This is a genomic window from Pseudomonas lactucae (assembly GCF_036688725.1).
Taxonomy (GTDB): Bacteria; Pseudomonadota; Gammaproteobacteria; order Pseudomonadales; family Pseudomonadaceae; genus Aquipseudomonas; species Aquipseudomonas lactucae.
This window is the reverse complement of record NZ_JAQQPT010000015.1, coordinates 43,152-64,790: the sequence shown is the minus strand read 5'-3', so window position 1 is coordinate 64,790 and position 21,639 is coordinate 43,152. Positions and strand designations below refer to the sequence as shown.

At 61.0% G+C, this 21,639-nt stretch carries 17 protein-coding genes; 11 read left to right on the top strand and 6 right to left on the bottom strand.

Annotation, left to right across the window (positions count from 1 at the left end):
- Positions 1-8: 8 nt before the first annotated feature.
- The 4 genes from V6M90_RS18175 to V6M90_RS18160 all read left to right on the top strand — a co-directional run bounded on the left by V6M90_RS18175 (position 9) and on the right by V6M90_RS18160 (position 4,044).
- The gene (locus tag V6M90_RS18175; protein ID WP_141063802.1) at positions 9-1,115 is read left to right on the top strand and encodes a sugar diacid recognition domain-containing protein; all 1,107 of its coding nucleotides are present in this window, start codon (positions 9-11) and stop codon (positions 1,113-1,115) included.
- Positions 1,116-1,206: 91 nt separating this feature from the next.
- Positions 1,207-2,346, top strand: coding sequence for a glycerate kinase (locus V6M90_RS18170; protein WP_332846906.1), 1,140 nt, complete (start codon positions 1,207-1,209; stop codon positions 2,344-2,346).
- A 53-nt stretch (positions 2,347-2,399) separates the two neighbouring features.
- Positions 2,400-3,470 carry a DUF1176 domain-containing protein gene (locus V6M90_RS18165; RefSeq protein WP_003173851.1) on the top strand — a complete coding sequence of 357 codons (1,071 nt, stop codon included), beginning with the start codon at positions 2,400-2,402 and terminating at the stop codon, positions 3,468-3,470.
- A gap of 61 nt (positions 3,471-3,531) precedes the next feature.
- Entirely contained in the window at positions 3,532-4,044 is a 513-nt protein-coding gene (locus tag V6M90_RS18160) for a GNAT family N-acetyltransferase (protein ID WP_003173852.1), read from the top strand.
- On the opposite strand, the gene V6M90_RS18155 is transcribed toward V6M90_RS18160, so the two are convergent.
- Positions 4,041-4,733, bottom strand: coding sequence for an aspartate/glutamate racemase family protein (locus tag V6M90_RS18155; RefSeq protein WP_003173853.1), 693 nt, complete (start codon positions 4,731-4,733; stop codon positions 4,041-4,043). The two genes, V6M90_RS18160 and V6M90_RS18155, sit on opposite strands and share 4 nt — an antisense overlap.
- 163 nt (positions 4,734-4,896) lie before the next feature.
- Here V6M90_RS18155 and V6M90_RS18150 point away from each other — a divergent pair, with 163 nt between their 5' ends.
- Both V6M90_RS18150 and V6M90_RS18145 read left to right on the top strand, forming a co-directional pair.
- Positions 4,897-5,391: a hypothetical protein gene (locus V6M90_RS18150; RefSeq protein WP_003173854.1), complete on the top strand. Its 495-nt coding sequence runs from the start codon at positions 4,897-4,899 to the stop codon at positions 5,389-5,391.
- Positions 5,392-5,506: 115 nt separating this feature from the next.
- Positions 5,507-6,178, top strand: a complete 672-nt coding sequence (locus V6M90_RS18145; protein WP_003173855.1) for a DUF3313 domain-containing protein — start codon at positions 5,507-5,509, stop codon at positions 6,176-6,178.
- On the opposite strand, the gene V6M90_RS18140 is transcribed toward V6M90_RS18145, so the two are convergent.
- The 5 genes from V6M90_RS18140 to V6M90_RS18120 all read right to left on the bottom strand — a co-directional run bounded on the left by V6M90_RS18140 (position 6,175) and on the right by V6M90_RS18120 (position 14,757).
- Positions 6,175-7,161, bottom strand: a complete 987-nt coding sequence (locus tag V6M90_RS18140) for a DUF3829 domain-containing protein (protein ID WP_305429559.1) — start codon at positions 7,159-7,161, stop codon at positions 6,175-6,177. The two genes, V6M90_RS18145 and V6M90_RS18140, sit on opposite strands and share 4 nt — an antisense overlap.
- Entirely contained in the window at positions 7,158-8,708 is a 1,551-nt protein-coding gene (locus tag V6M90_RS18135; RefSeq protein WP_003173857.1) for a J domain-containing protein, read from the bottom strand. Before V6M90_RS18135 ends, V6M90_RS18140 begins: the two co-directional genes overlap by 4 nt.
- 39 nt (positions 8,709-8,747) lie before the next feature.
- Positions 8,748-10,148, bottom strand: a complete 1,401-nt coding sequence (locus V6M90_RS18130; RefSeq protein ID WP_003173858.1) for a DUF1254 domain-containing protein — start codon at positions 10,146-10,148, stop codon at positions 8,748-8,750.
- 154 nt (positions 10,149-10,302) lie between these two features.
- Positions 10,303-10,665, bottom strand: coding sequence for a response regulator (locus tag V6M90_RS18125; RefSeq protein WP_141063797.1), 363 nt, complete (start codon positions 10,663-10,665; stop codon positions 10,303-10,305).
- Positions 10,666-10,899: 234 nt separating this feature from the next.
- Complete coding sequence (locus V6M90_RS18120; protein ID WP_332846905.1) at positions 10,900-14,757, bottom strand: hypothetical protein; 3,858 nt, start codon at positions 14,755-14,757, stop codon at positions 10,900-10,902.
- Positions 14,758-15,034: 277 nt separating this feature from the next.
- Here V6M90_RS18120 and V6M90_RS18115 point away from each other — a divergent pair, with 277 nt between their 5' ends.
- The 5 genes from V6M90_RS18115 to V6M90_RS18095 all read left to right on the top strand — a co-directional run bounded on the left by V6M90_RS18115 (position 15,035) and on the right by V6M90_RS18095 (position 21,605).
- Positions 15,035-18,532, top strand: a complete 3,498-nt coding sequence (locus tag V6M90_RS18115) for a response regulator (RefSeq protein ID WP_141063795.1) — start codon at positions 15,035-15,037, stop codon at positions 18,530-18,532.
- Complete coding sequence (locus V6M90_RS18110; protein WP_408637320.1) at positions 18,533-19,363, top strand: CheR family methyltransferase; 831 nt, start codon at positions 18,533-18,535, stop codon at positions 19,361-19,363.
- Complete coding sequence (locus tag V6M90_RS18105; RefSeq protein ID WP_003173863.1) at positions 19,360-19,959, top strand: chemotaxis protein CheB; 600 nt, start codon at positions 19,360-19,362, stop codon at positions 19,957-19,959. The genes V6M90_RS18110 and V6M90_RS18105 overlap by 4 nt, the downstream gene beginning before the upstream one ends.
- On the top strand, positions 19,953-21,146 hold the full coding sequence (locus tag V6M90_RS18100; protein ID WP_332846903.1) for a hybrid sensor histidine kinase/response regulator: 1,194 nt from the start codon (positions 19,953-19,955) through the stop codon (positions 21,144-21,146). Before V6M90_RS18105 ends, V6M90_RS18100 begins: the two co-directional genes overlap by 7 nt.
- Before the next feature lie 81 nt (positions 21,147-21,227).
- On the top strand, positions 21,228-21,605 hold the full coding sequence (locus V6M90_RS18095) for a response regulator (protein ID WP_078824620.1): 378 nt from the start codon (positions 21,228-21,230) through the stop codon (positions 21,603-21,605).
- Positions 21,606-21,639 lie beyond the last annotated feature (34 nt).

Genomic DNA, 21,639 nt, shown 5'->3' with positions numbered 1-21,639 from the left:
GTGCCCCCATGTTCGAGCTGGATCATGACCTGGCGCAGGATATCGTCGATCGGACCATGGCGATTTTGCCCTACAACGTCAACGTCATGGACAGTCAAGGGCTGATCCTGGGCAGCGGTGAAGCCGAGCGGATCAATACCCGCCATGAAGGCGCGCAACTGGTGCTCGCCAATGGCCGCGTGGTGGAAATCGACGGCCATACCGCCAGGCATCTCAAGGGGGTGCAACCGGGCATCAACCTGCCGCTGATGCACGACCAGCGCCTGATTGGCGTACTTGGCCTCACCGGCGAACCGGAGCAGTTGCGCACGTACGCCGAACTGGTGCGCATGACCGCCGAAATGCTGGTCAGTCATCGTCATCAACAAGCCGAACAGCAATGGCGACGCCAGCGTTGTGACGACCTGCTGGCATTATTGCTGGCCGAAACCGGCGATTCACCGCGCCTGGTCGATGAGGCCCGGCAGATGGGACTCAAGCCGCAATTGGCGCGCACGCCGTACCTGTTCGAACTGGGCGCCGGCCAATCGGCGCAAGCATTGAGCGCCTGGCTGACCGCGCGTTACCCGGACAGTTGGTGCGTGAGTTCGGCGCAATTTTCGCTGTTGTGGTGCCGGCCTGCGGCCGTTCAGGTGGACAATCCCCGGCTGCTGGAAAAGCTCGAAGGCCAGGGCTGGAACATCCTTCGCGTGGCAGTCGGTGGCCAGGCCGACGGGCTGGCCGGGCTGCGCCGCTGCTATCGACGTGTCGGCGATTTGCTCGCCTACGGGCGCGACGTGCTGCCGCATTCACGGCTGCTCACGCTCAACCGTTACCGCCTGCCGGTGATGCTCTGGCGCCATCGCAACGACGATGCTCTCGATGAGCTGCTCGGCCCGTTGCGTAAAGTGTTGGCCAAGGACAGCAACGGTCAACTGCTGGCCACCCTGCGCAGTTGGTGCGAGCACGACGGCCAAAGCCAGGCCTGCGCCGATGCCTTGGGTATTCACCGCAACAGCCTGCGCTACCGCATGGAACGCATCGCCGAACTCAGCGGCGTCGATCCGTTGACCCTGGACGGCATGCTCGCGTTGTATCTCGGCGTGCAGCTGCTGCCCCAGTCTTTGTCGGATTGAACAACAAACCTCAGCCGCACTTGTGCATCGGACCGGCGTCAATTCCGGTGCCAACTGGCAGCATGGGCGTCATAAAAACCGGAGAAAGCCCATGAAAGTCATCATCGCCCCCGACTCGTTCAAGGACAGCCTGAGTGCCGAAGGCGTCGCCCGGGCCATCGCCCACGGGTTGGCCCAGGTCTGGCCGGATGCGCAGTTGATCCAGTGTCCGATGGCGGACGGCGGTGAAGGGACGGTAGATTCGGTGCTCGCCGCCTGCCACGGCGAACTGCGCCGCCAAACGGTGCACGGACCGCTGGGGGCCAAGGTTGATGCGCGCTGGGGCTGGCTGGCGCACAGCCACACGGCCATCATCGAAATGGCCGAAGCCAGCGGCCTGCAATTGGTCCCGCCCGGTCAGCGCAACGCCTGCATTACCAGCACCTTTGGTACCGGCGAGCTGATCCGCGCGGCGCTGGATGCCGGTGCCCGACGCATCATCCTGGCGATTGGCGGCAGCGCCACCAACGACGGCGGGGCCGGGGCGATGCAGGCGTTGGGGGTGCAATTGTTCGACGCCCAGGAGCGAGCGCTGGCCCTTGGAGGCCTGGCCTTGTCGCGCCTGGCTCGTCTTAGCCTCGAAGACTTGGATCCGCGCTTGGCCGAGGTGCGCTTTGAAATTGCCGCCGACGTGAATAACCCACTGTGCGGTCCCCAGGGCGCATCGGCGATTTTCGGCCCGCAAAAAGGCGCCGCCCCTGAGCAGGTCGGCCAACTTGACGCTGCACTCGGCCACTTCGCCGACCACTGCGCTCGTGTGATGCCCAGCGATGTACGCGACGAACCCGGCAGCGGCGCGGCGGGCGGCCTGGGCTTCGCCGCCAAAGCCTTCCTGGGGGCGCAGTTCCGTGCGGGTGTGGAGGTCGTGGCTGAGTTGGTCGGCCTTGATCAAGCCGTGCGCGGCGCCGACCTTGTGATTACCGGCGAAGGCCGCTTCGACGCCCAGACCCTGCGCGGCAAAACGCCCTTCGGTGTGGCGCGCATCGCCCGGCAACATGGCGTGCCGGTGATCGTGATCGCAGGCACCCTGGGCGATGGTTATGAGCAGATGTACGCCCATGGCGTCGATGCCGCATTCGCGTTGCCCTCCGGGCCGACCAGCCTGGAACAGGCATGTGCTGAAGCGCCGCGCTTGCTCAGTGAGCGGGCGGCGGATATTGCGCGGGTGTGGCGGGTGGCTGCCAAGCGCTGACGCACCCGTCAGAACATGGGACAATCCGCACCTTTTCGACACGGAGAGTCCCCATGCTGCGCCCCGTACTCCTGGCCCTGCTGCTGAGCGGCACCGCCACCCTCGTTCAAGCCAAGCCCGAAACCGTACCGCTGCTGCGGGAAATCAAGGAATGGGTGATCGGTTGCGACAACCTGCGCAATTGCCATGCCCTCAGCGCGCCCAGTGGGGTCGACGAAGAGGACTACAGTTCCCTCACGTTGCACATCTGGCATCAGGCCGGGGCCGAGGGCTACCTGCGCTTGCGCTTCGACCATCGTGGCGAAGCGCTGGACCTGGCCACCTTGCGATTGGACGGTCAGCCGCTGGGCCTGGAGTTGACTCGGGACCTGCACGTCGAACTGGACGATGAGGGCGGTGATCCCGAGCTGCGGTCCTACGGTGTGATCGAGGAGGCCGCGGCCCGCCGTTGGTTGCAGGCCTTGCGTGATGGCAAGCGTCTGGAGCTACCGGGTGACAAGGACGCCCATGTGTCGTTGAGCGGGCTGAGCGCTTCGCTGCTGTTGATGGATGCCGTGCAGGGGCGGGTGGATAACGTCACCGCCCTGGTCCGGCCGGGTAAAGGCGAGGCCAGTGCCGTGCCGGCGCGTTTGCCGACGCCCGTACTGCGCAAATTCCCGCGGGCACCCACGTTGACCGCACAGGAACAGGCCGGCCTGGTAGCGACGGCGCTGCGCACCATCACTCCCGAGGTCAACGGCACCGGAAGCGAACCCGAGGCCAGCGCCGGGGCGCTGACGGCGCAGCAAGCAATGACCGTGGTGCGTTATGACTGTGCGGCGTACAACTGTGAGTACGATGTGGTCAGCCGCCAGCGCCAGGCGCCGTATGCCGAAACAACCCTGCAGCTTGAGCCCTTGCCACTGGAGGACGCGGCGCTGCAAGGCTCGGTCGGGTATGACCCGGCCACGGGCACCTTGAGCTACTTCTACAAACAACGCGGGATCGGCGATTGTGGCGGCGGTGGCGTGTGGGTATTTGACGGCAAGGCGTTCCAGCTCAGCGAATTCAAGAGGATGCCGCGTTGCACCGGAGTGGCCTACGGGGATTGGCCGTCTTTATGGTCGACCGCTCCCGCGCCCTAGCCATCAAGCGGGGAGGGCCTCTACACTGGCCGGCCATGTGTTATTCAAAGGATGAAGCACCATGCACACGCCTGAACCCCATATCGTCATCCAGCGCTTTACCGAGGCCCATCTTGAAGGCGTCGCGGCGCTTTATAACGAACCGGCCGTATGCCGTCAGGTGCTGCAGATGCCTTTCCAGTCGGTGGAGGCGTGGCGTAAGAAACTGGTGATGGACGATGAGCGGCGCCTGCAATTGGTGGCCGTGCATGGCGGCGAGGTCATTGGCCAACTCGGCCTGCAACAGTACCTGCGCGTGCGCCAGGCCCATGTCGGTTCGTTCGGCATGGGCGTGGCCACGGCCTGGCAAGGCAAGGGGGTAGGCTCGCGCCTGTTGACGGCCGCGCTGGACGTGGCCGACAACTGGATGAACCTGCACCGCGTGGAGTTGACGGTGTACGTCGACAACGAAGCGGCGCAACGCCTGTACCGTAAATTCGGCTTCGAAGTGGAAGGTGTGCTGCGTGACAGCGCCCTGCGTGACGGGGTGTTTGTCGACACCGTCAGCATGGCGCGCCTGCGCGCGCGCGCTTAGTCCTGCAAGGCAAACGCCACCGCAGCCTGCGCATGCAGCTCGGTGGTGTCCAGCAGTGGCAACTCGCTGTGTTCGGGCTTGATCAACAGGCCGATTTCCGTGCAACCGAGGATGATCGCCTGAGCGCCGCGCGCGGCCAGGGACTTTATGACGCGTTGGTAAGTCCGGCGTGAAGTGTCGCTGATCACGCCGACGCACAGTTCCTCATAGATGACGCGGTGCACCTCCTTGCGTTCATCCGCGTCCGGTACCAGCACTGTCAGGCCGTGGCCGGCCAGTCGGGACTTGAGAAAGTCCTGCTCCATGGTGAAGGCAGTGCCGAGCAAACCAACCGTCAACGTCCCGGCCTCCACGGCGGCCAATGCGGCTGCATCGGCGATATGCAGGAACGGAATCGACACTGCCGCTTCGATATGGGGCGCCAGCTTATGCATGGTGTTGGTACACAGCACCACGCACTCGGCACCGCCGGCCTGCAGGCGGCGCGCGGCATCTTCAAGGATCAGCGCCGTATCATCCCAGCGTCCGGCGTGTTGGGCCTGTTCCACCGGGCCGAAGTCCACGCTGTACATCAACAGTTGCGCCGAGCGCAGCGGGCCGAGCTGGTCGCGCACGCACTGGTTGATGATGCGGTAATACTCGGCGCTGGACTCCCAGCTCATGCCGCCGATAAGGCCGATGGTACGCATGTGATGTTCCTTACAGAGGATGTGGTTTCACCTTACCCACTGGTCGGGCATTAGTCATACGCAGTTGGCGGCCAAATGACCGGTGCAGTTTTAAGCCATACGGTGCAGCGCAGCATCTGCCATGATCAAGGCTCGCCAACCTGGCTGACCAAGGAATGCCGCAATGGACGATGTACAGCAACTGGGTGAGATGCTTCGCCATTACGCCGACAGCGAAGCGCATAAAAAGCAGCAATTGGACGTGCAGTCGGCCCGCTGGGCACAGAAACTCAATGAGTTGTTCGCGCAGATCGAGCAGTGGTTGGCGCCGGTAAAAACCGTTGGGTTGCTGGACGTCGAGCGTGAAGCCTACGTGGCCAGCGGCCCGAGTGTGCCGGTGGAAACATCGACGTTCAAGACCGAGAAACTGACCGTGCACATTACCGGCAAAACCGTGGAATTTGTGCCCGATGTGATGGGGGCGGGCGGGCTGATTTGCGTGGCCGTGATGGGGCTGACGGCGGCTCGGCACGGCAGCGTGTCGCTGGTGTTGCCGGCAGATAAAAACGACTGGCAGTGGAAAAAAACCAATGGCCTGAAAGACCCGGACACGTTTGGCTTCGATGCGAACTTCCTGGCGTCGCAGTTGCAGAGCCTGATCCCCCGCGAACGCGGCTGAAGCGTTTATTCAAGCGCAGGCCTGTCAAAAGTCCTGCGTCAGGTAAGGTGTAACTCCCAGGATTGTCTATACCTAGAACTCATTCTAACGATGATGACCGCCAGGGAGTTCAATGATGAAGCCAAGGCTAATGATCAGCACGCTGTGCATCGCTTCAATCGGCATGGCGGGCTGCGCCAGCAAGATCACGCCACCGGATGAATATTCGGGATTTCTGTCCAACTACAGCCAATTGAAGGAAGCCAAGTCGCCGTCGGGCGCTGCAGTGATGCGTTGGGTCGATCCGAAACTGGACCTGAGCCGTTACACCGCGGCGTATATCGAACCCACTCAGTTCTATCCGAAGCCCCAGGCCACGGCGAAAATTCCGGACAGCACCCTCAACGGCATCAACCGCTATTTCAACCAGGCGCTCCAGCGTGAACTGGCCAAGTCATTGCCCTTGGCCAACGGTCCGGGCCCTGGCGTGATCGTGGTCCGTGCGGCAATCACTGCGGTCAGCAGCAAGACCGAGGGCCTCAAGCCATATGAGTTCGTTCCAGTGGCGTTAGTCGCGGCAGCGGTGAGTACCGGCGCGGGTATTCGGGACCAGGAAACCACCTTGGGCACCGAGGCACAGTTCCTTGATGGCGCCAACGGCAAGGTCCTTGCGCAGGTGGTACGCAAAGGCACCGGCAAGCCGCTGGCCAACGACTCGCAGGTGATGAAGGCCGACGACATGAAAAGCGTGATCGATGGCTGGGCGTCCGACCTGCATCAGTCCTATCTGAAGCTCAAGAAACACTAGAACGCATTGCGCGCAGGGCGGTTGTAGTAGCTTAGAAGGGCGTCGTAGCGACGGGTGACGAGGTAGTAATCCTCACTCAGTTGCTGCGGCGTGGCGCGTTCGAGCCAGTCTTGTCGAAGGGTGGTCAACGCCGCGAGGTAAGCCTCTGCCGCCGGAGTAATCGTATACCAGAGGTTCCAGGCTTCCTCATCACGATTGCTGCTGGGATGCAGGCGTTTGTAGGCATTGCCGTCGTCCGCCGCCTTCTGCACGGCTTCGGTCAGTACGGCGACGGTCTGCGGTGTCAGGCTGGCGTCGTGCATATCGTGTTCAATCCTGTCAATGGCCTGACGCGCCGCGATCATGTAATTGAGCACGTGCCAATGAAGGTCACGGCCAAAACGTGCCTCGATACGCGCCAACTGCGCGGGACGCACGCTCAGGTCTTCACGTTCCAGCTGGCTGCGCAGTTCGGTGGACACCGCCAGGTAGGCTTCACCTTTGTCGGCCAGTTGTGCGAGGAGTTGTTTATTCATGGCCTCGGCCACCATTTGCTGAGCGCCCTGAGGCAGGCCTGCTGGCGGCGGCGTTGGCGTGATCATGTCCGCCAGCGAGGTGAATTTCTGCAGCTTGTAGGCATAGACGCTGGCCAGGCCGATCAAGCGGCTGCCGGGTTGCTGGCGCTCCAGTTTCAGGGTGTACAAGGACGAACACACCGACGCTTGGATAATGCGCGGTTCCGGCTCGTTTCTGTCGCCAAAGTTATCGTGGTCGGGCGCAGGCGGCGATGAGGCGTGCAGGCGGTAGTACGCCAAACGGGTGTCCCGATCAATACGGTTCACGCAATCAATGATGGGCGCCAGCGCGCTGGCCGTGGCGGTGGCTGGACTGTCACGTTGGTCCAGCCACAATTGCGCGTATTGCAAGGGTTTGGTCGCGCCGGCGGCACCGAGCAGCCCAAGGCCCAGCACCAGGCCGATGGGTAAGAGCCATTTCGGATTCATCGCTTGTCCTCCTGGCCGTACCACTGGGCCTGGGTGGCGGGCGCCTGGCATTCGGTTGCACTGCGTGGCATGCGGCTGCACAGGCGCTCGGTCCACTGTTGCAGGCCTTGGTTGCGGGTGACCCGGTGGCTATCGTCGAGTATCTTCAAACCGGCGTACAGCACGACTGCGCTGATCAAGCACAGTGCGGTGCCCAGTACGGCCCAGCGTGGGTGCCGGGCAGTCCAGGGCGTATGGCTGTTCATAAACGGCCGCTTGATCCAGCCCGCGAGCGCCAGCACCACCACCAGGGTCAAGCTGGCAAACGGACCGAACACATAACCCAGCGCACCCGCCAGAACGACACCCGGTGCCAGATCGCGTATCGGTAGCAACGGTAAGTGGGTCGGGCTGATCCAGCGCGGTAACCGCTGGCTGAGTTGTTCGTCGAGCACACGATAATGATGAGCCAACGGCCGCCAGCCCTGCCAGGCTAAGCCGGCGCAGATCACGGCACCTATCGACCAGAGAATGCCCTGGCCCAGGGTCGGAATGACCATGCCGGCCAGGGGTTCAACCTGCACCAGCACGCCCACCAGACAACTGAGCACCAGCGCGACGATCCACGGCCAGGTGTCCAGAGCCGAATCCCAGCCCTGCCAGAAATACACCGTGCCGCCGGGCATCGCTTCGGCGACGCTGACGTGGTCGGCATAGATCTCGGCGCTGAGTTGCTGGCAGGCCTTCCAGTCCTGTTCGTCGAAGCGCTGGGCGAAGGCACGGCGCTGGCCCAGGCTCATTGGTGCAAACAGTAAACGCGCGGCGCGTTGCTCCGGGCTGTAGGGCGGTTCGGCTGCCAATGCCCGTTGGCGTGCGAGAAAGGCCGGCCCTTGCTGGCGTTTCAACAAGAGCGCCCAATCGCCGGCCGGGCAGCCATGGTCGGCGCCGCCGTGCCAGTGCTGCCCGGCACACACCGCTTCGAACACGCGGCTCGACCAGTAATGATGATTGGCAAGCAACCTGGCCAACCATTCATTGAACCACTCGGCATGGGGATGATTATTCACCCAGGGATGCTCATGCCGGGCGGCATAGGCCGTCAGGAACGCGGCGTCGTCTTTCCGCCCAAGGGCCTCATACAGCGGTCGCTGTAATTCGGCGCGGTGCTGGCGCTCCAGGGTGTCGATCAGCGCGCTGGGCAATTCGAGCCGTTGCCAGGCGGTCAGCCAGTTGAACGTCTCAAAGGCCCAGCGCGTGTCCTCGGCACTCAGGTCGCCGTCGATGCAGCGCTGCAACAGGTGGATTTCCAGAAACAGCGCGGTGCCGTTGACCATTGCCGCGTCGTATTGCTGCGCCAGGGTTTCGCCGAGATCCTCGACGAGCACGTCATCCTCGGGTTCCTGCGGGTTCTGGCTCCACGCCAACGCTGCCTCATAAGCTTCGCGCAGGCGCTGGAAGCCCTCCGGGTCTTCGTCCGGGCGCGTCTTTTTCAACAAGGCCGCGTACTGGCGCTTGATCGTGCGGCTATCGGCATCCGGCGCCAGGCCGAGGATATTCCAGCAATTCATATGCGATGCAGCTCCCTGACAACGGCCTGGCGTGTCGCGTTATTTAAGGGGGGTCAACGGTGGCAGTTTCCACTGCCCGTTGCCGGCTTCAGGCTTGGGCAGGTAGATGCGCAGTACCGCGTAAAACGGGGCGGGCGGGGCGGGCAGCCAGTTGGCCTGTTCCGCCTTGGGCGGCTCATGGTGTTGCAGGGCCAGGGTCAGGCCGCCATCGGCATCGCGCTTCAAGCCCGCCAGCATGCGCGAATTGATCGTGTAGCGCTTTTTATGGTTGGGCACCAGTTGCTTGGTCTTGGCGTCGTACAGGGTCAATGACCAGAACGCATCGGCGGGCGGCAGTTGGTCCTTGTCAAAGTGCACGGTATAGCTATGACGGGCACCGTTGGCCGGTTTGCCTTCACTGTCGTCACGGTAGGTGAACGAGACGGCTTCGTCGGGCGAATTGCCGAAAATCCCCAGGTCGGCGCCGGCGTAGCGGTACAGGTAATTGTTTTGCAGACGGTCACGGCTGCCGTACAGGTCGCTGCGGGCGACCTGACGGGTGTCGATCTTGTCCTTCTTGAATGCGGCGAATTCGGCTCGCGCATCGGAAATACCGTCCTCCAGCGCTTTGCGTTGCTCGGCCGTCAACTGGTTGAGCTTGAACGGAGCGCCAGGGGCGATGCCGATCTTGGCAAAGTCTGCCAGCAGCGCTTTTTCACTGTCCTGGGGGGCGGCGAACGCCAGCATGAAATTCAGGTAGCGAAACAGCTGGGGGCCTTCGGTCATGGTCGCCATGGGCTTGGGCCATTCGACCTTGGGTGCCTTGGCCGGCGCGGCCTGCTTCACGTAGCTGCTCAGCGGCTGCACCTTATAGCCGTTCTGGATTTTATTGACCTTGCTCAGGTCTTTCTCGTCAAACAACTGCGTGCGGTACAGGGCATAGGCGATGTTGCTCTCGCTGTAGACCACGCGGTCCACGTCGACCGGCTGCTGGCCCTTCCAGTCGGGGCCGGCGATCATGTAGTGCCCGCCATTGTTACCGGTGCTGCGGGTGCCCAGGTAGGCGATGTTCTGCGTATACAGGTCGACCAACTGCACCGAGTAGTAACGCTCGTCTTCGATCTTGGGCAGCGTCAGCACCAGCGGCTCGCTGCGCAGGTCCATCCACACGAAGGAGTAGGGCGTATCGAGGTTCGGCGTCGCTACGCCGACGTCCTTGGGCGTCAACACCGGGGACGAATGGCCAATGTGGTTGAACGGCGCCTTGAAATGAGCGCCGCCTTTATCGACGGCCTGGGTGTAGAGCGTTTTGTACATCTCCACCACCGGATAGCCGTACAGGTAGGCTTGCTTGGCAATGACCCGGGCTTCGCTCGGAGTTGCCGTGAAGTCGGCCCAGGCGCCGGTGCTCATGAGGATCGAGAGACTCGCCAGCAGCAGGCGCGTGGGTTTTGCAATCATGTTGTTGCATCCTTCGTGAGTGCTTTTTGAAGAAATAGGTTGAGTGGCGTGGCAAAGCGCTGAGTTTCCGGTTTTATTCGCCGCAGGTCACGTAAATCTCTGCGTGCCGGACACAAAAAAGCCGCCCCGGGAGGCGGCACTGGACGCGCCAACATCAAATCGGTGAAAGCATGGACTTGACCTTGTCACGCAACTTGTCGATCGAAAAGGGTTTGCCAATCACCTGCATGCCGTCCGGCACGTCGATGTTTTCGGCATAGCCGCTGGCAAACAGAATCGGCAGAGCAGGGCGCAGTTCACGCACTTTCGTTGCCAGTTGTTTGCCGTCCATGTCCGGCAACCCCACGTCGGTCATCATCAGATCAATCGACTGAGCGTTCTGCACCACTTTCAGCGCCTCCTCGGCGTCTGCAGCCTCGAGCACCGTGTACTCCAACTCTTCGAGGACATCGACGATCAGCATGCGCACGATATCGTCGTCTTCGACTACAAGAATGATGGGGGACGACGCAGACATATTAAAAATTCCCGAAAAATGAAGGAGCAGGTCGTTCGCAGTTGAATGACCATCCTCTAATGAGTCGCGTCAAACTCGGCAAGTTCCCGATGCAGGGCGGATATTGTGCAGGCAATAGGGACTGATGTCTTGTTGCACCGTGATATCACTGTTCCCGGCCCGATTGTTGGGGCGATCCGGACGCACAGGGAGCGCGACAGCCGTCGATAAACCGACTGTCACGCCTGCACGAGCTTACAAAGGGAGATCGAACAAATCGTCCACATTGCGCATATGGCGTGGCAATGGGCTGGTCATGGCGTTGAGATTGATACGGTCGAACACTGAAAAACGGTACTCGGGCATGTCCGGGCTACCAAAGTGCTCCAACAGACTTTTGGTGCGGCCACGCTTCAAGGTGCTTTCCAGTGCGTCTCGCATCTGCGCCTGCGTGGTAAAGGTCGCTTTTCCGAAGTTAGGGTCGAAATAAAACCATTCCTTCTTGCCGTTGTTCACCACCACCCCGGCGGTAATGCCATGGGAAGGGCCATTGATCAACAGCGTTTTGGAGCTGCGGGCATTGGCCAACGTCTCAATGATGTCGGTGTAGGGCGCCTGCTTGAACTGCATGTTGTGATGAAATCCAGTGTTTTTGCCCAGTACCTCCTGAAGCGCCTCCAATTGCTCCTGAAAGTGGCTCACGGAAGTTGCCTTGCGCTGTTCGATCGCGGCCTTGGCCGGATCGACTTTCCTCAACGCCGCAATCTCGGCGGGGCTGAGCGTAGGTACCATTGCGGTGTATAGGTTCTTGATAAAGGTGTCTTGTTTTCCTTCTTTGATGGCGGCGGCCATGACGTTGGACAGCGCGGCGCACTCGCCCTCCGACAGCAATGATGCCTGACTGAGGTAAAAGCTTTGCGGAACCGCAACGGGAGTGCCACCTGCGGCAGTGATTTCCTTATTGAATTCCTTGTAATTCTCCAGGCTGATGGACGTCCTCCTTCGTTCCATATACCGGGTCAAACGGCCTAACTCTTCAGGCGTGCGTCCAGGCGCGACGGCAAGTTCTGCAAGTTCATTGAGGGTTAACGAGTCCGAGAAACCGCTGATGTGTTCCGGTGTTCCCGTGTCATAGCCTTTTTTATAAGCAGCCGGGTGGGCTACCTGGGCATTTTGACGAGCGATTTTGAAGTGTTCGGGAAGACGTTCAAGGTCTTCGATGCGTTTGACCAAACTACCCAGTTCCGCCGGCGCGCGTCGTTCGTTGACGGCCAAACGTTTTAGATCCTCGACTTTCAGCGCTGAGGAATAACCATAAATGTTGCTTGGCGTTCCAGATAAATAACCACGCTGGTACGCGGCCGGGTCATCGACTTTGGCCTTGGCGATCGCGCTGATGTAGTCCTGGCGATAGTTAGGGTTGGTGGACGGCGGCGCCACTATCGAGCCCAGAAACTTTCCAAGCCAGCTATCAATAATCGCTTTTATCTCGCCTTCGTGTGCTGCGACGATGGGCTTGAAGTCTTTCAGGGGCTGGCCGTACGCCTCGGCTTTGGCGACGTTGTAGTGGTACCAATGCCCGTCCTTGAATACCGCGGGTGTCTGAACAGTCTGCTCGGCAATTTTTAAGGTACCGATCGCCGCGGCGTCGTACTGCCGGCTGGCCGTCTTGAGTAAATCATAACTGCCGCTTGCGCCCCTGAGGGTGTTGGTCCATTCGCGGGCCTTGGCAAGGCCCTTACCCATCAGCTTCACGCCCCCTGCCGCCAGATCACCGGTGCCCGCCACCGGGTTGAGCAAGCCAATGCTCGCCACGCCGATAGCCTTGCCTATCCTGGCGGCTTTGCTTGCCGAGGAGGCTGCGCTGCCGGCAATTTTCATCACTTTGCCCGCGGTGGCCGCGCCGGCTGTCAGGAACCCGAAAACATCCAGGCCCAGGTCAACCAGGCCTTCGCCAATATTGCCAGCGCGAAAGTTGTTGATGGCCGAACGCAAGGGGATCAGGTTCAAAATGAATTCGCCAACCACATCGGCTTTCTGACGATTTTTATCCGCCGTGGTGAGCCCCCTGGCTCTGCGCTTGATGGCCGGATCGTCCAGACCGATATGTTCGATAAAGGCGTCGGCGATCCGTTGAGTGCGCTCGCGGGTAAAACTGTCTGGAGGCGAGTCGTTCGTGGGCGCTCGTTCGCTACCGATATCGCCGCCGGTGGGCGTGAATGTTTTGGTTTGGCGTACCAGGTTCCCATGGGTCGTGGAACCCGGCGCTGCCTGATAGGTCGGGATCGTGTAGATCCTGCCTTCGTTAAAGCTGATTTGGTAGGCGATCGTCACCCCGTCGCGCTCGATCTTTATCAGCAAGGCTTCGTCTTTGGGAAGAGGGGTTCTATCGAAGAAGCCCGTTCCCATTTTGTACGAGTGCTTCTGATACAGCGTGACGTTGCCATATTCAAAATGCTTGCGGTCTTCCAGCGGCAGTTGGGCGATCAGATGCTTTATGCAGGTGTTGACCGCGCGCTTTTTTTCTTCGACGACGTCCTTGAACTGCTGTTCGAATTCATCCGCCACGCCAAATGCGTGATTGGCGTTAAGTGCGTTCAGGAAAATTTCACTGTCCTTGGATTCAGACGTAAAAACCAGATTCGGCCCCTTCAGGTCCATCATGGCGATATCGAGCAGCGAGTGAGGGCCTATCTCCACGGTTTCGTAGGTGTCTTGTCCCAGGTAGAACGCTTTGCGTGAAACGTGAAACATTTTCTGGTCAAACAGAGCTTCCTGATCGGGAAAGCGTTTACGCAGCTCAGCCATCGCCATCTCTTTGCGCGAGGGTATGTCTTTCGCGAATGCCTCGGCGGCGTTGTTCATCAATGTCTGACGCGCATCGTAGGTCGTTACCAGCGCGCTCAGCTCATCGGCGCCATACAGCGCGTCGGCTTTTGTTTGCAGCACGCCATTGGCCACGCCCCAATCGATCAACGCCTCGCGCTGGGCGATCTGGGTGACCTCTGGGTCAGCCTTGGCGGCACTCTCGGCCTTGAGCATGACCTGGGCAAATGTCAGGTTGGCGACTTTTCCGGGCGTTTGCGCTTCCAGGGTGGCAGCGGCAATCGCCAGGTTGACCCACGCCGGGCTACCGTAGGTGACACTGGCGGGAATGTCCTTGATCAGGAAGACCGGGGCGCGGCTTGCCAATAGCAGGTAAGCCCCGACTTTGGCCAGGTCCGGGCTGGTTTTGCCCGTGGTCGTCAAATGTTCGGCCAAAGCATCCACCACGGTGGACGCCGGTTTGCCCCAGTGCTTGTCGCTGGACAGCTTGAAGCCGGCGACGGTATTGCGTTGCGGGTCGGTCCGGGACGCCGGGTCCAGTTGCAGCAAGACCCCGGCGAGCAAGTAATCGCTCGCGCTGCTATCACTGGCAACGCCTTGCATTGTCTGCTGCAGCGCTTTACCGATCTGTCGCGCTGGCGGGGAGTCGAGCAGTGCTTCCAGCATCTTGAGCGGATCGCCCAGCGTTTGCGGTGGCAGGGGAGATTGATAGCGCAGGAATTCGAGGATGCCGCCCTGCGTCCCTTTAACATCTGGACGGTCGCCCAGCGGGTGCCTGGTGTCCGCGGTGGTCCGTTGCAAGCGCAGCAGTTCGTCAGCGCCCATGGGCGCTGGCCAGGACAGGGCGCCGCCAAAGTTTTCCAACGGATGCTGCATGGCCTTGTCGGTTATCCAGTCCGCGGTTCTGACGAGATGATCATGGCTGTGTGACAAGGGCAGCGTGTGAGATCTGAGAAATTTCGCCAGGCTGACACTGCTGCCGGCTTTCGTGGCGTAGGAAGAGTCGGGATGGACGTCCATGAGCGTGGTGCGCAACGCGTTCCACACTGCGCTCGGTGAGGCCTTCTCGCCGAGCCTTGCGGCCACTTCCTTGAGCTTCAGCGCACACTGCTTGAGGTTTTCATTGGCGGCAAGTTTGCGCGCGAGCCGGGTCGGATTGCTTGACGACGGCGTTTGTGAGGCATGAGTAGGCGGCGTTTCGTTCGAGCGTGACTCCGTGGCAGTCGGGGTGAGGTAGGTTGGGGCGGGAGGAGGCAGGGTTACCGCGCGTGACATGACATTGAGCATGAGTAAGTACCTTTTCGGAAAGGAAATACGCGTCCTCCTGATTGGAAACTCCCTGTTTGCAGACGCACCTTTGGGTGGAAAACGCTCGTGCCCAGGTTCCGATCGGCCTTGCAGACAATGTAAGAAGCCAAGTCGATACACCCTGCAAATAAACAATTACCGGGTACATGCGGGTCCAATGGCGGCCGCTCTTGTACCGGTCGACGTCAAAAAATAGCGTTCAGGCGCACGTTTGGGGCAAACTCCCGGTTTTTCCACACTTGGCCAAGGCATGCCCATGACTCCCGCGTCGACAGTCGATGAAAAGAGCTTTCGTACCCTCCTGAGCCGAAACGTGGCATTGCCCCTGGGTGTGGGGGTGCTCAGCGCCGTGTTTTTCGTCTGCCTGATCACCTATCTGTTGGCGGGTATCCAGTGGGTCGAGCACACCGACCGGGTCATCAATAACCTCAATGAGACGTCAAAGCTGACGGTGGACCAGGAAACCGGCATGCGCGGCTTCCTGATTACCGGCGATGAGCATTTCCTGGACCCGTATGAAGTGGCCAAGCCGCGCATCATTGCCGACCTGCGCAATTTGCAGGACCTGGTGGCGGATAACCCGCAGCAGGTCGATCGCCTCAAGCGCCTGGAGGCCCTGCAACTGGAGTGGAACAACTACGCCCAGTCGATGATTGATCTGCAGCGCCAGAGCGGCGATTACCGGGGCGCGGTCAAGGCCGGGCGGGGCAAGCGGCTGACCGATGAAATTCGCAAGGAATATGAAGATGCGGTCGCCATGGAGCAGCAGTTTCGAATTGCGCGCAACCAGGATGTCACCCGCACGACGGTCATCAGCGTCACCCTGTATCTGGTGTTCGTGCTCGGCTTGAGCGGCTTCCTGGCCTACATCGGCAGAAAAAATCTTGTAGCGCTTTCAGAGAGTTATAGCGCAAACCTCGCGTCACAACAGAAGATAGCGCGGCGCCTGGAGCAGCAAGCCTGGCTGCGCAACGGCCAGACCGAACTGGCCGAACAGGTGCTGGGCCAGCTCACCCTGAACATGCTCGGGCGCAACATCCTGCAGTTCTTTGCCCAGTACATGGGCTCGGCGGTGGCGGCGCTGTACGTACGTGAAGAGCACGGCGGCCTCAAGCGCGTAGCCACCTACGGCTTCTCCCGCGATCAGGAACAGCTGGAACAGGCGATCTACAGCGACGAAGGCATCGTCGGCCAAGCCGCGCAGCTTGATCGTCTGATTCGCCTGGACGATGTGCCGGTGGATTATTTCAAGGTCAGCTCGGGCCTGGGCGAGGGCACACCCCGCAGCGTGCTGGTGGTGCCGACCAGTGATGACGATCGCGTCAACGGGGTGATCGAGCTCGGTTTCCTGCGAACGCTGCAGGAGCGTGACGTCGAACTGCTGGAACTGATCGCCGGCAATATCGGCACCTCCATCGAGGCCGCGCGTTATCGCCAGCGCCTGCAGGAAGTGCTGGCCGAGACCCAGCAGCTCAACGAAGAGCTGCAAGTGCAGCAGGAAGAGCTCAAGACCGCCAACGAAGAACTCGAAGAGCAGTCACGCATTCTCAAGGAGTCCCAGGCCCACCTGGAAACCCAACAGGCCGAGCTTGAGCAGACCAATGAGCAATTGGCCGAGCAGACCCAGACCCTGGCCGAGCAGCGCGACGCCATGGACCGCAAGAACGGCGAACTCAACCAGGCCCAGCAGGAGCTGGAAGACCGCGCCGAAGAGTTGCAGCGCTCCAGCAAGTACAAGTCCGAATTCCTCGCCAACATGTCCCACGAGCTGCGCACGCCGCTTAACAGCTCGCTGATCCTGGCCAAGTTGCTGGCCGAAAACCCCCAGGAAAACCTCAGCGCCGAACAGGTCAAGTTCGCCGAGTCGATCTATTCGGCCGGCAATGACCTGCTCAACCTGATCAACGACATCTTGGATATCTCCAAGGTCGAGGCCGGCAAACTGGAAGTGCGCCCGGACAACTCCAGCGTGGCCCGTCTGGTCGATGGTTTGCGCGGGATGTTCGAGCCCCTGGCGGCCGACCGCAAGCTGGGCTTTCAGGTGCAGGTGCAGCCCGACGCACCCGCGATGCTGTTTACCGACCGCCAGCGCCTGGAGCAGATCCTCAAGAACCTGCTGTCCAACGCAATCAAGTTTACCGAGCAGGGCGAGGTCAGCCTGTCGGTGTCCCGCGCGCCGGGGGAGGGCATCGCCTTCAGCGTGCGCGATTCGGGCATCGGTATTGCGCCGGACCAGCAGCAAAGCATCTTTGAAGCCTTCCGCCAGGCTGACGGTACCACCAACCGGCGGTATGGCGGCACTGGGCTGGGCCTGTCGATTTCCCGTGACCTGGCCGCCTTGCTCGGCGGGTACATCAGCGTGACCAGCGCGCCGGGCAAGGGCAGTACCTTTACCCTGGTGCTGCCGGAACAGTATGTGGAGCGCGAAGACGACGCCGCGCCGATCGAGCCGCCGCGCCAGGTGGTGACGGCCCCCGCGCCTGCGCCGGTCAAGGTTTCACCGTTGCCGGTCGTCGAGGTCAGCCAGATCCCGCGCTTTGCCGACGACCGTGACAAGGCCCCGTTCACCACCCGCTGCATCCTGGTGGTGGAAGACGAGCCCAACTTCGCGCGCATCCTGTTCGACCTGGCCCACGAGCTGGGCTACCAATGCCTGGTTGCCCACGGTGCGGACGAGGGCTACAGCCTGGCCGAAGAATATATCCCCGACGCCATCCTCCTCGACATGCGCCTGCCGGACCATTCCGGGTTGACCGTGCTGCAACGCCTCAAGGAACACGCCAATACCCGCCACATTCCCGTGCATGTGATTTCCGTGGAAGACCGCGTCGAAGCCGCGATGCACATGGGCGCCATCGGCTATGCGGTCAAACCCACCACCCGCGAAGAGCTCAAGGACGTATTTGCGCGCCTGGAGGCCAAGCTGACCCAGAAGGTCAAGCGCGTGCTGCTGGTGGAGGACGATGACTTGCAACGCGACAGCATTGCCCGCCTGATCGGCGACGATGACATCGAGATCACCGCCGTGGGCTTTGCCCAGGAAGCCCTCGACCTGCTGCGCAACAACGTTTATGACTGCATGATCATCGACCTCAAGCTGCCGGACATGCTCGGCAACGAGCTGCTCAAGCGCATGGCCACCGAAGACATCTGTTCGTTCCCGCCGGTGATCGTCTACACCGGCCGCAACCTGACCCGCGACGAAGAGACCGAGCTGCGCAAGTATTCGCGCTCGATCATCATCAAGGGCGCCCGCTCGCCGGAACGCCTGCTGGACGAAGTCACACTCTTTCTGCACAAAGTCGAATCCACGCTGTCCCATGAGCGCCAGAAGATGCTCAAGACCGCCCGCAGCCGCGACAAGGTCTTCGAGGGGCGCAAGATCCTGCTGGTGGACGACGATGTGCGTAACATCTTCGCGCTGACCAGTGCCCTGGAGCACAAGGGCGCCGTGGTGGCGATCGGGCGCAACGGCCGTGAAGCCATCGAGAGGCTCAATGAGATCGACGATATCGACCTGGTGCTGATGGACGTGATGATGCCGGAGATGGACGGTTACGAGGCCACGGCCTTGATCCGCCAGGACCCGCGCTGGAAAAAACTGCCGATCATCGCGGTGACGGCCAAGGCCATGAAGGATGACCAGGAGCGCTGCCTCGCGGCGGGTTCCAATGATTACCTGGCAAAGCCGATCGATCTGGACCGTCTGTTCTCGTTGATCCGCGTATGGCTACCGAAGATGGAACGCATTTAAGTGGAGCGAAGTTTTTTGGAAAAAAGCAGCGATATTGAGCTGCGCCTGCTGATCGAGGCGATTTACCTCAAGTACAGCTATGACTTTCGCGACTATTCCGGTGCGTCGGTCAAACGCCGCGTGGCCCATGCCTTGCGCCAGTTTGATTGCGCGACCATTTCGGCGTTGCAGGAGCGCGTGCTGCACGATCCGGCGGCGTTCATGCAACTGCTGCAATTTCTGACGATCCCGGTGAGCGAAATGTTTCGCGACCCATCACACTTTCTGGCGATCCGCCAGGAGGTGGTGCCGCTGCTCAAGACATACCCGTCGATCAAGATCTGGATCGCCGGCTGCAGCACGGGAGAGGAGGTGTACTCCATGGCGATCATGCTGCGGGAAGAGGGGTTGCTGGAGCGCACGATCATCTACGCCACGGACATCAACCCGGCGTCCCTGGACAAAGCCAAGCAGGGGATTTTCCCTCTGGCGAACGTACGGGCCTACACCGCCAACTACCAGCAGGCCGGCGGGCAACGTTCATTTGCCGACTACTACACCGCGGCCTACGATTACGCGATTTTCGACAAGACACTGCGTGAGAACGTCACCTTTGCCGACCATAGCCTGGCGACCGACAGCGTATTTTCAGAAACTCAATTGATTTCGTGTCGTAACGTGCTGATTTATTTCAATAAAAAGTTGCAGGATAGGGCGTTTGGGTTGTTTCATGAGTCGCTGTGCCATCGCGGCTTCCTGGTGTTGGGCAGTAAGGAAACCCTGGATTTTTCTGCCTACGGCAAACAATTCGAACCCTTGGTCAAGCAGGAACGGATCTACCGAAAATCATGAACGACATCACCGTCAGCCCGATTCGCGGGATTGAAGCCATCGTCGTCGGCGCCTCCGCCGGCGGCGTGGAGGCGTTGTTGAGTATTTTTGGCGAACTGCCCGACGGCTTCGGCCTGCCGATCATCGCCGTGCTGCACCTGCCCGACGAACGCCGCAGCCAGTTGGCGCAAGTGTTTGCCCGGCGCCTGCGGATCCCGGTGAAGGAAGCGCAGGACAAAGAAGTGATCGAGGCCGGCACCTTGTATTTCGCCGGGCCCGGCTATCACCTGTCGGTGGAGCAGGACCGCAGCCTGTCCCTGAGCCAGGAAGAACGTGTGCACCACTCCCGGCCGGCCATCGATTATCTGTTCGCCTCGGCCGCCGATGCCTATGGCCCGGGTTTGCTGGCGGTTCTGCTGACCGGCGCCAACCAGGACGGCGCGCGCGGCATGGCCCATGTCAAGCAGTCGGGCGGTACCACTGTCGTGCAGGACCCCACCGAAGCGCGGATTGCCGTGATGCCGCTGGCGGCCCTGGCGTTGCACACCCCTGACCATATTCTGACCTTGAGCCGCATTGCCTCATTGCTGGCTTCCCTGGAATCTTCCCCATGTTAAGTACTGTCCAGGCCAAATTACTGATCGTCGACGACCTGCCGGAAAACCTGCTGGCCCTTGAAGCGCTGATCAAGCGCGAGGACCGCCAGGTATTCAAGGCTCTGAGCGCCGACGAGGCCTTGTCCCTGTTGCTGGAGCACGAATTCGCCATGGCGATCCTCGACGTGCAAATGCCCGGGATGAACGGTTTCGAGCTGGCCGAACTGATGCGCGGCACCGAAAAAACCAAGAACATCCCGATTGTGTTCGTCAGCGCCGCCGGGCGTGAACTCAATTATGCGTTCAAGGGCTACGAAAGCGGCGCCGTCGACTTTTTGCACAAACCGCTGGATATCCACGCGGTCAAGAGCAAGGTCAACGTGTTCGTCGACCTGTACCGCCAGAGCAAGGCCATGAAGCAGCAAGTCGAAGCCCTGGAGCGCAGTCGCCGTGAGCAGGAGTTGCTGCTGACGCGCCTGCAGGCCACTCAGGCCGAGCTGGAACAGGCCGTGCGCATGCGTGACGACTTCATGTCGATCGTCGCCCATGAGGTGCGTACGCCCCTCAATGGGCTGATCCTGGAAACCCAGCTGCGCAAGATGCACCTGGCTCGGGACAACGCCGATGCGTTCAGCCTGGACAAGATGCGCGCCATGGTCGACCGCGATGAACGCCAGATCCAGAGCCTGATTCGGTTGATTGAAGACATGCTGGATGTGTCACGCATCCGTACCGGCAAGCTGTCGATCCGCCCTGCACGTTTCGACCTGGCGCAGCTGGTCGGCCACTTGGTCGAGAATTTCGCGCCGCAGGTAGCGGCCGCCGAGTCGTCCATGCACCTGGCCGTCGACGGCCCGGTGGAGGGCAATTGGGACGAGTTCCGCATCGAGCAGGTGGTCACCAACCTGCTGACCAACGCCCTGCGCTACGGGGCCAAGAGCCCGGTGGACGTGCGCGTGTACGCCGAGCACGGCGAGGCGAGGGTCGAAGTGCGTGACCGCGGGATCGGTATCAGTGAAGAAAACCAGAAACGCATTTTCCAGCAGTTCGAGCGCGTCTGCGCCAGCCAGGTGGCAGCGGGCCTGGGCCTCGGGCTGTTTATTTCCGAGCAGATCGTTGCAGCCCACGGCGGCACCATCGAGGTCGAAAGCCGAATAGGCGAGGGCGCCCTGTTTCGGGTATGCCTGCCGCTTGAACCGTCGGCATGAGTTCAATCGTCACCCCGACGCAACCTCTGTGTGACCCCATGGTCGTACATGCAGCAATTGACCGGATAACAAAGGCTTCCCATGAGTGAAGATGCACAAGATGTCGTACTGATCGTCGAGGACGACGAATCCATTATGTTTGTGTTGGGTGAATACCTGGCGGGCCTGGGATATCGCGTGTTGAAGGCCATCAATGGAGAGCAGGCGTTCGAAATCCTCGCCACCAAACCGCACCTGGACCTGATGGTCACTGACTATCGCCTGCCCGGCGGAATTTCCGGGGTGCAGATCGCCGAGCCGGCACTCAAGTTGCGGCCGGAACTCAAAGTCATCTTCATCAGTGGTTACCCACAGGAAATCCTCGACTGCAACAGCCCGATCACGCGCAACGCGCCGATCCTGGGCAAGCCGTTTGATCTGGATACGTTGCAGGAGCATATCCAGCGACTGCTGGCGTGATCAGCCGCGTTGCATGTGCCTTCCCTGGCGGCGC